Origin of the sequence: Bradyrhizobium sp. DN3, assembly GCF_041357655.1 — a bacterium.
GTDB lineage: Bacteria > Pseudomonadota > Alphaproteobacteria > Rhizobiales > Xanthobacteraceae > Bradyrhizobium.
Genome location: NZ_JAULLN010000016.1, coordinates 113,083 through 127,098, shown reverse-complemented (window position 1 = coordinate 127,098; position 14,016 = coordinate 113,083). Strand labels below are relative to the sequence as shown.

8 protein-coding genes are annotated in these 14,016 nt (G+C 57.7%); 6 read left to right on the top strand and 2 right to left on the bottom strand.

All coding sequences use genetic code 11. The features are described 5' to 3' along the window. Positions 1-867: 867 nt before the first annotated feature. Positions 868-1,215: a hypothetical protein gene (locus AAE027_RS23360; protein ID WP_370988737.1), complete on the bottom strand. Its 348-nt coding sequence runs from the start codon at positions 1,213-1,215 to the stop codon at positions 868-870. 574 nt (positions 1,216-1,789) lie between these two features. Between AAE027_RS23360 and AAE027_RS23355 the strand changes: the two genes are divergently transcribed. Further along, the gene (locus tag AAE027_RS23355) at positions 1,790-2,230 is read left to right on the top strand and encodes a VirK family protein (protein WP_091882132.1); all 441 of its coding nucleotides are present in this window, start codon (positions 1,790-1,792) and stop codon (positions 2,228-2,230) included. Between the two features lie 470 nt (positions 2,231-2,700). Here the strand turns inward: AAE027_RS23355 and AAE027_RS23350 are convergent, their stop codons facing one another. Further along, positions 2,701-5,034 (bottom strand): hypothetical protein, encoded by a 2,334-nt coding sequence (locus AAE027_RS23350; protein WP_370988738.1) that lies wholly within the window; start codon positions 5,032-5,034, stop codon positions 2,701-2,703. A 1,772-nt stretch (positions 5,035-6,806) separates the two neighbouring features. Between AAE027_RS23350 and AAE027_RS23345 the strand changes: the two genes are divergently transcribed. From AAE027_RS23345 to AAE027_RS23325, 5 genes are read left to right on the top strand one after another with little or no spacing between them, the layout of a single operon-like run. Then, complete coding sequence (locus tag AAE027_RS23345; RefSeq protein ID WP_370988739.1) at positions 6,807-8,147, top strand: NtaA/DmoA family FMN-dependent monooxygenase; 1,341 nt, start codon at positions 6,807-6,809, stop codon at positions 8,145-8,147. Positions 8,148-8,190: 43 nt separating this feature from the next. Further along, positions 8,191-9,879 carry an ABC transporter substrate-binding protein gene (locus tag AAE027_RS23340; RefSeq protein WP_370988740.1) on the top strand — a complete coding sequence of 563 codons (1,689 nt, stop codon included), beginning with the start codon at positions 8,191-8,193 and terminating at the stop codon, positions 9,877-9,879. 4 nt (positions 9,880-9,883) lie between these two features. Further along, entirely contained in the window at positions 9,884-10,840 is a 957-nt protein-coding gene (locus tag AAE027_RS23335) for an ABC transporter permease (RefSeq protein ID WP_370988741.1), read from the top strand. Further along, the gene (locus AAE027_RS23330) at positions 10,837-11,700 is read left to right on the top strand and encodes an ABC transporter permease (protein WP_130216542.1); all 864 of its coding nucleotides are present in this window, start codon (positions 10,837-10,839) and stop codon (positions 11,698-11,700) included. The genes AAE027_RS23335 and AAE027_RS23330 overlap by 4 nt, the downstream gene beginning before the upstream one ends. Continuing rightward, positions 11,701-13,425 carry a dipeptide ABC transporter ATP-binding protein gene (locus tag AAE027_RS23325; protein WP_370988742.1) on the top strand — a complete coding sequence of 575 codons (1,725 nt, stop codon included), beginning with the start codon at positions 11,701-11,703 and terminating at the stop codon, positions 13,423-13,425. It abuts the gene before it with no gap. Positions 13,426-14,016 lie beyond the last annotated feature (591 nt).

Sequence of the window (14,016 nt, the reverse complement as noted above, 5' to 3'; positions counted from 1 at the left end):
GCTGGCCCTGGAGAGGAGCAGTCCAGCAGCGTGACGGGGCGGAGCGGCGGAGCATTGTGCTTTTGAGACGTTCGCAATTCTTGCTACCTGTCAGGAAGAGTTCACGCGAGCGGGTTCTGTGTCGCGGGACTGTCGGAAATCCTACAATCTGACGCTAGGTGAGATTCAAGTGCCTTTGACTGCTGGTTGTAGCAGTGCTCTCGAACTCGCAAGCATTCTGAAGCGATGACGACACAGTCCGGACCAGACTATCGACCTGCGCGTAACGCTCGTCCCTCTCGCCAGTCATGAGCATTTCGTCGGTCCAATTAAGGCGTAGCTTTGAGTCAAAGCCGATGACAGTGACGGTCACGGTGGTCCGACCGACCTCATACGTGCCAATTTAGCAAGGAGACGGCGGCGAGCCGCGTGATGCTTCTATGTGAGGCGCGGGAGCTAACTTCTGTGATGCAGACGCCCGAGCGCGCAAGCCGATTTGACCGGCAAGGGACTGAAAAAAGAATCGATTGCCACACGACATTCTTGAATGCTGCCTCCATAGATCACGATCGACTATGCGGCCTTTAGGCAAGATCGGCAAAATCGATTGTTTTGATGGAACGCATCCAAGTAGCGAATAGGCCATTGTGCGACGAGCGGTGGAAGAGCGAATGATGGTGCGAGTGTGTCCTCCAGAGCGTCGGGTACCTCTTGGGGATGTGCGCGCGCCTTCGTCCCTTGCGCAGGTCAAGGGATGGGTTGATCGGAACATTAATCACGAAGCGATTATCGTGAGGCGGCGCCGCTGGGACGAGTGTTCCTTAGGTGGTTGTCTTGGTGAACATCAAGGAACCTTCGAGAATGGCGCGGTCGCCAGTTGTCTAATCATTACTCTCCAGTCCCCCGCTTGTAGGGATTTGTTTCGCTGGCGGTTCGGTAGGTCTCCAAATTGCCGCCTAGGAACAAGCGCTCGGTCTCACGGGTGGGCGTTCTGCCCAGCGAGCACATCAAATCCACATCCGCATCGATTTTGTCCTGATCCTCCACATTCATTCCAAGGCCAATACTGCTCAGTACGTCGTCGGGCGTCCAGACCGCGGAATTCGGTACGGCGTAGGTGTGCAGCGTGTTCGCATTGTTAGCAATCGCTCTCGCCCAGTGGTCACGCGAAACGGCGAGTTTTGAGGGGTCTTCGACCAACGACACGAATGGAGATGCTGTTGTCTTACCGCGCATACGGCATTCCGTCGATCGATGTTCATCCGTTTCCCCTCGCAAAGTAGTTGTTGGTGACCATTTCTTTGCAAAGGCAGCTTTCGAGAAGCTGACGGGAGCGAAAATGAGGCTGTTTGTTTTAGATGAGGATTGGCGGATATACTGAGGCGCGCGCAGCCGGACTCAAAGCCGCAAGTTGGCGCTGCATTGCGCCATTTAACAGTGTTTCGAGGAGTTAAGCTCAGCTGCCTTGACTGCACGGACTTGTTACCGCGGCGCGAGGTTCGTGCCAGCCTAAGTCCGGACCTAGTCGTTCAGGCGGCAGATACCGGCGCCGTTTGTGGTTTCTAATGGCTCCGATCGATGAATCATTTCGCACGATGACGCTCGCGAGGAGGCGACTTCAGCAAACCTGACCTACGATGTTGTGACGTCCGAATAGCCGTCACAACCACTTGCGTCTGATTGCAACCGATTGTCTTGTTCGAAGTGCGACGACGCTTGATGTCTGTGATCCGGCAAGCGGCTTGCGACAACCGCATCTTGTGACGTTTCGCTTACGCGACCTGTAGTTCCTATGGAGGGAGAAGAGCATATGAACTTAACTGGCAGAGCTCTGTTGATCGTGTTGTCCGTGCTTTCTGGGATAACCGTGAGCACGGTGGCCAGAGCCGATGAGACCTCGCCGAAATACGCCGAGGTGCTCAATGCCCTGCAGACGGGCAAGAGCGTGAAACTCATATTGGATATGAACCGCTGTACTACCGCCGAGGGCGGCAAGTCCGGGCCTGCGACGCAAGCCGGTCTGGTCATCAATGCCTTCAGGGTGACCGCCCAGAACGGCATCAGCTTTGCCAATGCGCACCAAACGGTGGATAGCTCTGGACATGCCGTGACCGAATACATTCGCCACAGCCTCAGCCGCGAAGGCAAGCTTACCGTGCGGGCCTCCAAGCTTGTCGTCGGGACCACCGAACTCGTGAACCAGGGCGAATTCATCTGCGAACTACCTGATGGCGCAAAGTTCATCTGGTAAGCAAACAAGTACGGCACAGGGCTGGGGATGGGCTGGGTAGCTTATTGCTGGTGGACGGCTTCACCAGCCGTGGCACGATAGCTTTGATCGTGACACGACGGCCAGATAGTCTCTGGCCGTCTTCCATCGAGGGACGAGCTGTAAGACCTTGCGTCAGTTCGCCTCAAGGTGCTGACGAGGAGCCGTCGATACTCAACGGGAAGATCGCTCGGCGCAGCTATGCTCATATGATGCGGCGCGATGCTCGCCCAAGCTGCATGTGAGCACGCGCACCGGCTTCGTTGCCTGAAGCGGGGGCTGGCGAGCTGCTGCAAAGGAGGTGATCAGCGCGCATTGCTGTTGAGATCACGCTCGAGAGGCCGTCCTGGCGTTGTATTCGAAGCCCGGCCGTCGCTCCGCTGGTTCAGGAGAACGAAACATCCGGCATGCCTCGTGTTCGCTTGCGGAGCTTTATCACGGCGTGCCCGAGGTTAGCCAAATTGTGGCCGATGGAACAGAAGAACGCGGCCTCCGGGTAGGCTTTCGGCCGTGTACAACTGGCCGTAGATCAGGAAAACGGTCATCGGGACATGCTCGTTCGGCAGGAGATTAAGATTTTGAAGCATGTCGATCACGATAGGCGATGCCTCTTGTGGGCCGTGCCTCCAGTCGTCGCCGAACAGCTCTCCGAGTTCAGGCAGCTGCGGGGGTTGCTGATGACCCGCAGCTATTGGCGCAGACGGCAACGAAGGGTTCTGCGCCAGCCCCATATGAGCGCTCTCGCGCAATCCGAATGACGCGGGCGGATCAAATCCTGGTGCAAGAGTGCCGGGGATAGCTGAAGCAGCCGCTGGCCTCATAGGTGGAGCGTCACCTGGCAAAGTGAGGCGAGGGTGATAAATGAGCTGGACGTCATTAGGTCCTTCCGGTCCCAACACGGCCGTGTAGCGTTCACCGCCAATCTCGTAGTTCATGATCCGCTGTTCCGCATCAGGCAAGAAGTCCCACTTACCCAGGGTCGAAAGCAGCATGTCAGGAGCCGCCTGGGTACGATGGGAAAACTCCGTGGGAACTGCGAACGACACGTCAAATGTATCGCCCACAGCGGGAGAACGAAGGTGGATAAGCTGAATGTCATTCGGTCCTTCCGGGCCTAACACGGCCGTATAGCGTTCGCCGCGAATGTCGTAGCTCTTCACCCGCTGTGCTGCATCCGGCAACAGACCCCAGCGGCCCAGTTTGGAACGCATCATGTCCGGCGCGGGCTGGGTGCCGTGGGAGAAGTCCTCGGGAACTGTCAAAGAAGCATCGAAGCTATCGGTGGCAGTGGGAGAGGCCTGCTCAAGCACGGCCGGGGCCGCACCGGCTTCGCTCGTCATCCGTCGAGAATTTTCAAGTGGCGCGGGATTCTGCGGCTGAGGGCTGGGATGCCAAATTGCGGCATCGAAAAGCTCTTCCCGACCGACACTTGGAATGGGCGGGGGGGAGGCTGACCACATGGACCACCAAAACTCCTGGGCATCAAAACGGTCAGCAGGCACGCAATTGTCCGGTCCCGCAGCATTCAAAGAGTCTTCCTGCACTACACTTTGTACAGGTAAGCGAACGGCTGAACTCATTGGCTGCCCCAGCACCGGTGCATCGAAGGTCATCGCCGGCCGCGGACCTTCCCGGTCAGCGGCATCGAAGAGCTCTTCCTGGGTGAGACGTGGCATCGGCGAGTGCGCGCTTGAACTCGCCGCCGTCCAAAGCGCCGGTGCACCGAAGGTTGTGACTGGCGGCAGGCCCTCGCCATCCGCGGCATCGAAAAGCTCTTCTTGAGCGAAACTTTGGACGGGCGAGAGAGCGGATGAACGCATTCCCTGCCAAAGAACTGGAGCTTCGAAGTTGTGAGCTGGAAGGTTGCCCTCCGCCGCGTCGAAAAGCACATCCTGGGCCACACTTTGTGTCGGAGAATGAGCGGCTAACACCCCCCCTTGCCACTGCGGAGCATCGAAACCGCCAGCCGGCAATGCCCAATCCCGGTCCGCAGCGGCGTACAATGGCTGCTCATCGAAAACCCGTGCCAGCGAACCGGCGGCCGGCTGAATTATTGGATCGCGTGAGTTGTCTCCTTCTTCAAGAGAAGTGATGTGTCCGATGATCTTACGATATTCACGTAGCCTATTCAGGGCGAAGATGACTTTCTTGTCATTCGGAAACAAAGTGTTGGCATGGCCGAGCAGTGCATCATCACTGAGCTTGGCAATGGACAACGGTCGGAGCGCTGCCGCGAGCTTCCGAAGAGAGCTCGAATAATTTCCGATGGTTTTCGCGTCCATTTCTCGACCAAACCCTGCGCCCGCCGCCTCCCTGATCAGACGGTCATCTTCCTTGGAAGGGCGGTAGTGTGTGGGGGCGGGCCGAGGGGCCGCATTGGGCTCGCGGTATGTTTCGACCATTAGCAATGCTGGGGCGATGATTTTGTCGTTTGGCAGCAGCTTCTTGGCATAACCCAGCAACGTGTCGTTATCGAGGTCAGCAATTGATTTGCCCGACTGCTTCAGCGCTTCGGCCAATTTGCGAAGTCGACGATCATATATACTGACGCTGGTAGGACCCGGCGGTGGCCCGCGCTCGAGGGCGGCGCCGGACGCTGCTTGGATGAGGCGATCGTCTTCCTCAGTGACATCATAGAGGTCCCTATGGGGATATATCGGGCCGACCTGTCGCGCCTCTCCCAGATGCTGCTCAAATTCCGCTTGCTGCTGTTGCGGCTGTTGCACGGTGGCATCGGATGCAGCGAAATTTTTATCGGCTGGGTTGATATTGGTGAGTCGGTCCATGATCCCGTCCGTTGACATCGCTCTCTAGTTCCATCGCTACGAACATTAGCTTTCCAAAACCTGACGTGACACGAACTAGGTCGGGGCTAGTGCCTTCTTCGAGCGTGCTGCATCCTTCGATCGGCGAATTTGTCCTAGAGGGCATAAGAGCATCGGACAATGCATCCCGCGGTCGTGGTTATCTCCAATATCCGGCCGCCCAGGATTGTCTGCCTGTAAGCCTTGTAACACCATTGAGTATGCCGTCATTCTATCTGCTCCTTTCAGATGCCGGAGCAGGTAATTCCTAGAGAGGGAGCGCAGCATTCGGTGCGCCGCGGATTGCCTTGCTGCTTGGGGGATTGCAAGTCCAGCATCGGCTATTTGCCAAAATACGCTAGACGAAGCTCGTATCTCATCGCCAACAATGCGCCGAGTTCGACAATCCGCTACCGAAGGGGGGCTGCTCTGTCGGCTCGCTTTCTACACGTTGATCGCCGCTTGGTGCCATGGCCGCCACAAACATTCTCGTTACGTCTCGACACACGCCAGATGCCGGGCTCGATGGCTCTTGCCAAGTTGCTCTGTTGAAGAGGCGGGGTTCGGCTTGCGCCAAGCATTCGATCCTGGGACCGCATCGGCAATCCGTTTAAGGCGGCTGGGGGCACGATCGCGGACATTGGGGTACCCGCGGCTACATGCGTCGTGCCCAGCGGTTCTCGTTTGCAGGCGCAGACCAATCCACTGACCGTATTGCGAGGCAGGTCACGCTTTCGCGTTTCATCGGTGTATCACTGGCGCCGCGGCCCCGGCTAATATCACTACCGCTTCCGTTCCTTGACTATGAAGTCTCGTCACCACCTCCTCGAAGTTGGCACATCCTTGATGTGCACGCAGAGATCCGGGCAACTGCTCCGTGCTACGACCTACATAGTCGCGTCGCAAATGCTGGCCGAGCCCTTTTCCAATCAGCCAGACTTTGTCTTACAATGAGCATCGCGAATTTCGAGTGTTTCATCGCATTATTAGATAGTTTCCGAGCGCAAGCTTGCCGGCTGCGTTTATTTGCCAAAGTCGGCAGCTAAGTTGCTGACCAACGTTGTCGCGCCGAATGTCTGATGTGTTCTCCAACGCATCAATGTCGCTCGGTTTTCTAGCCCGTCCTGCAAATTGAAGCCGGTGCGATCGTAGACATCGGTTGTCATCCGTGAGCCTGATCTCCAGCCTCTTGAACGAAGAGGATAGAGACATCTGAACGAAGAGGATAGAGACATCGCGAGAGAAGAGGATGCCAATTGAGGAGAGTAGATTGGAATACTCAACTATTGCGTTTGGCTGCTTTCAACCTCTACACATCCTTTCGTGACCCGCGCTCGCATCGGCGGCGGAGTCCAGGCGTTTGTGATCGTGAAGAGGCGTCCAAAACGCCTTCCAGAGAAAGTGGCGGGGCATCTTGATGAGCTGTGCAGAGCCAATATGAAGGCACCCGTTTTGAAACAGCTCAGCGTTGGAATCGAGTTGAACGCACCTGTGCGCCAGTGGGCATGCGTCGTGGTCGAAGGCCTCCTGCGCCTCGACCGCTGCGAGAAGGTGCCAAGAGGTAGCCAGGATGTCTTTGGTGATATCCCTCTCACACCAATGAGTGGCTTGTTGTTAGCCTCCTCAACATGGCTGTTCGCAGGCATTCAGGGCGGACCTTCGAGAAAGGGCAGGATGGTCGCCGAGACCGCTGGCGAAGGTCGGATTTTCAAGACGTATCGAGCGGCTAAGAGGCCGCTGCATTCGGGGGTGTAATGTCTTCGGTCGGCCCTATGCTCCATATCGGCTTAAATCTCCATGGTGCTGGCGGTCACTCTGCCGCGTGGCGCTGGCCGGGCACAAATCCAAGCGCGTTTTTTGATATCGAGCACTACGTCCGGGCTGCGAAGCTTGCGGAGCACGGTCTGCTGGATGCCGTATTCCTCGCCGATACCCCCGCGATAAATTCCGACATTACGCACCAGCCGCCGCTCAATGGGCTCGAACCTACGCTGGTTCTCACTGTGATTGCCCGCGAAACGGAGCGGATTGGGCTGATCGCCACCGCATCGACAACCTACAATGAGCCATACAATCTCGCCCGGCGTTTCCAATCGCTCGATGTCATCAGCGGTGGTCGTGCCGCGTGGAACGCGGTCACGACGTCGAGCCCCGCGACAGTTGCGAACTTTGGCGGTCAAGAGGTCGCACGAGCAGATCGCTACCGACGCGCCGAGGACTTTGTTGAAACCGTCCGTGCTCTCTGGCTGAGCTGGAGTGGGGAGATGATCATCGCCGACCAGGCTGCGGGAGTTTACGCAGATCAGAGTAAATTCCGGCTGCTCGACCCTGATACGAATAGTTTTGGTATCCGAGGCCCACTTACACATCCCGCTTCGCCTCAAGGTCATCCAGTCATCGTTCAAGCGGGCGGTTCGGATCCCGGATTACGGCTTGGTGCCCGCAGTGCAGAAGTCGTGTTTGCGGCAGCCGGGGACTTGACAACGGCGCTGCAGGAGGCCGAGCGCCTACGTGCTCTCTCTCGTCAATTCGGCCGCCCTGCGGCTCCGCTCATCCTCCCAGGTCTCGTCACCTGCATCGGCGGAACCGAAGCAGAGGCGGCTCGTCGCAAAGAGCAACTTGACGAGTTGCTCGATCTGGAGCGCGCCATCGCCGCTCTTGCACGAAGCATGGGCGTGGCGGTCGAGAAGCTCAGCCTAGAAAGGCCCATCCCCGAAGAAATTTTGCCCGATGCAGATAACGTTCCGTTTTCTGTCGGTCACCATCGCACGATCGAAACTCTGGCGCGTCAAGGCCGGACGGTTCGCGAGATCATCAGCAGCGTTCAAGCTTTTGGCCACCGCTTGCTCGTCGGCGCGCCCGAGCAGATCGCTGATTCGATTGAGGCCTGGTTCCGCGCTGGCGCGGTCGATGGTTTCAACATCATTCCGGACGTGCTGGCCGACGGCACTGCGGCCTTTGTCGATCATGTCGTGCCCCTCCTCCAGAAGCGCGGTCTGTTTCGCACAGAATATCGGGGAGAGACATTGCGCGAGCATTTGGGGATTCCCCTCCACATCGAACCGGCAAGCACGGCGAGCACGTCAGCGGTCTGACGCTGCATTCTCTCGTCCGCATTCATTGCCCTGGAGCTTGGACATGTCTGTATCGAATTCGCAATCATCGAGGCGTTTCACCCGCCAGTCGAACCATCGCGGAAGAAAAGTGGCGGCTAGCCTGTTCGTGCTCCAAAGCCTGTCACAGTTCGCGCCCAGCGGCCATGCCCAAGAGGCGTCGGCCGGCAACGTCAAGCGAGGAGGCGTTATTCGTTACGGGCATTTTCAAGAGCCGGCTTGCCTGTTCGGAGGATGGGTGCAGCAATGGTATCTGCAACGCCAGTACAGCGATAATCTGGTTGCCCGCAGCGAGAATGGCAAGATTGTGCCATGGCTGGCCGAGTCATGGACAATCTCGGATGACAAAAAGGTATACACATTCGAGATAAAGCCGAATGTGAAGTTCACGGATGGGACTGCTCTCGATGCGCAGGCCATCGCTGACAATATCAACGGATGGCTCAGCAACGACCCCGATCTTCGTAATCCGACTGCCGCTCCTTATCTTAGCGATAGCTTCGAATCGGCAAGGGCAATTGCTCCTCTGAGGTTGCAGGTAACCTTGAAGGTGCCATTCCACCCCTTGCTGAACGTGTTCGCCCAATCCTCACAAGGCATTCTCTCGCCATCCGCGCTCAAACGTGGACTTGCGGTGAATTGCGAGAACCCTGTCGGCTCAGGTCCATTCATTGTCGACAAGTGGCGCCATGGGCGGGAAGTCACCTTCCGCCGCAATCCCGACTACAATTCGGCGCCGGCCACCGCGAAACATCAAGGACCGGCTTACGTTGACGGGATCAGCTGGAAGTTTCTGCCAGATCAGACTGTCCGATACGGCTCGCTGATCACGGGGGAGACCGATGCCATATACGATATCCCGGCTATCGCATGGAAGGACGCGAATTCCCGCTTTCCAGTATTGCGGCACCTTACCGGCGGCACCCCTCTGCGCCTGGCGTTGTATACGGCCCGGTCCCCATTTGACGACGTGCTCGTCCGCAAAGCCTTTGCCTATTCTACTGACCGAAAGGCCGCGGTCGACACATCCTTCCTTGGCTCTTTGCCATTTGAAGGCAACGGCGCGCTAAGTCAGAGCTCGCCGGAATACCTGCGTGAGCTTGGGCACTCCTATGCGTACGATATTCGGAAAGCCAATCAGCTGCTTGATCAGGCGGGTTGGACTGAGCGTGATCCTAACGGCGTTCGTGTCAAGAATGGCAATCCGCTCATCGTGCGCATTTCCTATTCGAACGCTTTTCTGAAGCCAGATGGCGAGCAAGCCTTGCAAGTTATCCAGCAGCAGGCAAGGGCGGCCGGTTTTGACGTACGTCTTCAACCCACCAATCCGGCTGATTTCTTCGCCGGAAAAAACCTCGGACCCGATGATTATGAGGTCGTTCTCCTCTATTGGGTTGCCCCCGGCGCTGAGATATTCCGGATCTCGTGGAAGCCCGATCAGAATGGCGAGTCCAATCGCTTCAATCCCTCACGCTACCAGGATCTGACGCTTTGGGACGTCATTCAAAAAGCGGAGCAGGATTTCAATAGCGTTGAACGTACCGCCCTCTATCAACAGGCGGAACGGAAGATCGTGGATGACGCTGCTGTGATTGGCCTCACGGTGCTGGACGTAACGTTGGCGACCAAGCCGAACCTGAAAGACGTTTGGCTGGACCGCGGGTCAGTTGGCGAACCTGTCTTCTATGACGCTCATTTTGACGACAAGAAATGACGCCGTGAAGACAGTAGCCAATCATCCCATTGTTTGGTTCGCGCGCCGGATATTGTCCGGCGTGGTCGTGGTGTGGGCTGCCGCAACGTTTGCGTTCGTAATTCAGTGTGTGCTGCCTGGCGATCGCGCCCAGATCATCATCAATGTGACGAGTGGCAACGTCGGGCCGGCGTCGTCCGCAGAGCTTGCAGCGATCAATGCGAAATACGGCTTTGATCAACCGCTCGCGGTTCAGTACGGCAAGTACATATTGCAAATCCTGCATGGAGACCTTGGCGAATCGTACCAGCAGCATCGGCCCGTCGCAGGGATCATCGCGGAACAGATTGGCCCCACGATTATTCTGGCGATCGCCGCGCTGCTGATCGCATGGATTATCGCAATCCTGACAACCTTGTTCATCGCCGGCAGAGACAACATATGGTCGAAGCTGCTCAATGACACGCAAGTCTTTTTGGCAACCGTGCCGCCTTACTGGCTAGCCACAATTCTGCTGGTTGTCTTTGCGGTAAAGCTGCGCATTTTTCCGGTCATCGGTGGAAATTCGCCGATCGGGCTCGTTCTGCCGACACTTGCGTTGGCTCTTGAACTGTCGGGCTTTTTCGGACAAGTCGTTCAGAACGAGTTCACGCGCGTGCTCGAGCAGCCGTTCGTTGCGTCCGCGCGCGCCCGAGGTATGAGTGATTTCGGCGTCAGGCTTCGCCATGTCCTCCGCCACGCCGCATTGCCCGGCATTACTTTATCAGGTTGGGCGCTCGGCAAACTTCTTTCGGGCGCGATTTTGATCGAGGTGGTTTTCGCCCGTCAAGGCCTAGGTGGAGTCCTTGTCGCTGCAACGTCCTCGCGAGACGTTCCGATTGTCTCGGGAGCTGTTTTGATCTCTGCGGGCCTATTCGTTGTTGCCAGTGTGATTGTCGATCTGACTTATCGGGTTGTCGATCCGAGGATCAAGTTGACATGAGCATGTTCGCCGAAGTCACCGTGTCTCGGCCGCTCAAAGAAGTCCTGGCAATCGTCCGCCATGTTCCCTTCCGAGTTGCCGTCTGTCTCATCATCATTGGCCTCTTTGCCCTCGCGGCTATGGCGCCAAAGGTGCTGCAGACGCACGATCCCCTCGCTATTGATTTGAGATCGTCATTGCAGTCTCCGTCGATCGCCCATTGGTTGGGGACAGATCAATTGGGCCGAGATCTTTACTCTCGAGTAGTCGAGGGGGCAGGCCAATCCCTGGCCATCGGACTTGGCGCGACGGCACTGAGCATGTCCATTGCGATCGTTTTTGGCGCCGCCGCCGCACTTTCTGGTGGCGTACTCGACAGCATCCTCAGCCGGATTGTCGACGTGCTCTTCGCAATTCCCACGCTCTTGCTCGCCCTTGTGTTCGTGACCGTTTTTGGGCCGTCGGTATCGACTGAAGTCATAGCTGTCGGAATCGGCACAGCGCCAGGGTATGCGCGCATGATCAGGGGCCAGATCCTTTCCATCAAAGGGACAGGGTATGTGGAGGCCGCCAAGGTGCTGGGCCATCCATTTCCCCGTATCGTCTGGAGGCATATTCTTCCCAACGCCTTGAACCCGCTGACAGCAATGATGACGATCGGCGTGGGTCAGGCGATTATCTGGGCCTCCGGTCTTGCCTTTTTGGGTCTTGGCGTCGCTCCCCCGGCACCTGAATGGGGCGCGCTGCTCAATGCCGGGCGCAATTATGTGATCTACGCCTGGTGGCTGGAGATCATACCCGGTCTGGCAGTGACGGCGTTTGCCCTCAGCGTCACCATCGTCGGGCGCCATCTACAGGACCGTCTGGAAGGAAAAAGGTGAATGTTGCAGGTTCGTCCCAAGCCTGTCTCGCAGCAGGCAGACCTCCTCACGGTCGATTCGCTGCGTGTTTCGTTCGGGCGCGACAACGCCGAGAAAGCGGTTGTGCGCAGTATGTCCTTCTCCCTCCGACCGGGACGGTGCCTTGCGATCGTCGGTGAATCTGGCTCAGGCAAGAGCGTGACTGCGCGGGCTCTCATAGGCCTCGCTGGTCGCCACGCCGATGTCCATGCACGCCAGCTGAGCTTCGACGGGACGGACCTGATCGGCCTTAACGATCGTGCCTGGCGGCGCATCCGCGGCAATGAGATTGGCTTCGTATTACAGGATGCACTCGTCTCGCTTGACCCGCTTCGCCGGATCGGCAAAGAGATTGGTGAAGGCTTGCTCCTCCATGGTGCCGCATCATCACGCGAGGAGCTCGCGCGGCGCGTCATTGCTCTCCTTGAGCTCGTCGGTGTCCCTGAGCCCGAGACCAAGGCCCAGCAGCTGCCGCATCAATTATCCGGCGGCCAGCGTCAACGGGCTCTCATCGCCGCAGCACTTGCGCTCGATCCACGCATCCTTATCGCCGACGAGCCGACTACCGCTCTCGACGTGACGGCGCAAGCTCATGTGCTGGCACTGCTCGAGGAGACCAAAACGAGGGGCAAGGCTCTGATCCTGATCAGTCACGATCTGGCAGTGGTCTCCCACGTGGCCGATGAGATCCTCGTCATGCGAGGAGGCGAGGTCGTCGAACGCGGCACCGCCGCCCAGATATTCAAAGATCCGCGACACCCCTATACTCGTCAGCTGCTGGACGCCGTGCCATCGGGCCGGCCGCGTGGCTCGCGCCTCTCACCATCGACTATTGTGCGTTCGCCTGACCGGCAAACGCAGCCATCCGTGCAATCGCTGCCGAAATCTCGTCCCATCCTGCTCGAAGCGACAAGTCTGGTGAAGCGTTTCAAGGGCCCGGATGGCACTTTACGGGCGGCTGTGGACGGCGTCTCCTTCGAACTGCGATCCGGCGAGACTTTGGGCATCGTGGGTGAGTCCGGATCAGGAAAGTCAACGATGGCGCGCATGGTCCTGGCGCTCGAGGAGCCTGACGAGGGAGCCGTTCAGTTTGCAGGCCGGCCTTGGACCATGCTCGCCGAACGCGAACGGCGGGCCCGGCGGCGGTCGATATCGATCATTTACCAGGATCCTCTTGGCTCGTTTGATCCGCGTTGGACGGTCGGACGCATCATATCCGATAGCCTTTCGAGCGAAGTTGGGACACGGCGCAAGCGGCAGGAGCGCGTTATCGAGCTGCTCGATATGGTCGGACTATCCCAGGCCTTACTGGACCGACGACCGCTCGAGCTCTCGGGCGGTCAGCGCCAGCGCGTTGCGATCGCCCGCGCGATCGCACCAGATCCTGCCGTAATCGTCTGCGATGAACCGGTTTCGGCGCTCGACGTCTCGATCCAGGCCCAGGTCTTGGACCTGCTCGGCTATCTGAAGGACCACCTCGGCGTAAGTTATCTCTTCATCTCGCATGATCTCAGTGTTGTTCGTCATATCAGCGATCGCGTCATAGTTATGCGCCGGGGCAGAATCGTCGATAGCGGCGCCACTGAAGAGATATTTCGTAATCCACAGTCTGAATATACCAAGAGCCTTATCGCCGCCATGCCGCGTCTTGTGGGCGACCAACTGATAGTTCATTCGGCTACGATCCTCGAAGAAGGCATCGCATGAATGCCTTCGAATTCGACTTCCTTTATCATAAGATTGTCTATCTCCGATCGCGGGGGCATTGGCCTTTGCGCGCCGATTTGGTCACGATTGCGCGCTCGCTCATCGCTCGGCCATAGCAGTCTGTGGATCACGGGTCCCCACTAGGTGGACCGGCCGGCACGCGGAGCAGGGCTAGCCGAGTTCGAACACTCGCTAACCGTGAGGTCGGCGATCCGCACGTGTCGAATTGCAAGTCATCGATTGCGTGCCCGCAAGGACTGGCGGCTCTTGCTCTCCTGCAAACGAGCTCGGAATTTTCGCTTTCACGATAGCCTTCGCGATCATGGTGCGGTCCCTGACAAAGAGACCGTGTTTGTCAGGTTCAAAACATTCGGCGTCAATTTCGATTTCATGACGCCTATTCTGCCCTTAATTGCGACTGATGCAGCTGGCACGGTCATTGCTATCGAAATGAGGTAACGCCGAGTAATTGCTGAGTGCGGCGCTAGAAGAACGACCACTTTTCCGCCCGCAAGCCGTGGGTCCATTCTGAAAAAGAAGCAAGGCCTCGAAATTTTCGCGTTCGGTTTGATGGAGAGCGATGTGGATTTG

What these genes read in the sequence shown, in the direction of transcription:
- AAE027_RS23360 (WP_370988737.1), bottom strand. Translation starts at nt 1,215, where the DNA reads ATGCGCGGTAAGACAACAGCATCTCCATTCGTGTCGTTGGTCGAAGAC.
- AAE027_RS23355 (WP_091882132.1), top strand. Translation starts at nt 1,790, where the DNA reads ATGAACTTAACTGGCAGAGCTCTGTTGATCGTGTTGTCCGTGCTTTCT.
- AAE027_RS23350 (WP_370988738.1), bottom strand. Translation starts at nt 5,034, where the DNA reads ATGGACCGACTCACCAATATCAACCCAGCCGATAAAAATTTCGCTGCA.
- AAE027_RS23345 (WP_370988739.1), top strand. Translation starts at nt 6,807, where the DNA reads ATGTCTTCGGTCGGCCCTATGCTCCATATCGGCTTAAATCTCCATGGT.
- AAE027_RS23340 (WP_370988740.1), top strand. Translation starts at nt 8,191, where the DNA reads ATGTCTGTATCGAATTCGCAATCATCGAGGCGTTTCACCCGCCAGTCG.
- AAE027_RS23330 (WP_130216542.1), top strand. Translation starts at nt 10,837, where the DNA reads ATGAGCATGTTCGCCGAAGTCACCGTGTCTCGGCCGCTCAAAGAAGTC.
- AAE027_RS23325 (WP_370988742.1), top strand. Translation starts at nt 11,701, where the DNA reads ATGTTGCAGGTTCGTCCCAAGCCTGTCTCGCAGCAGGCAGACCTCCTC.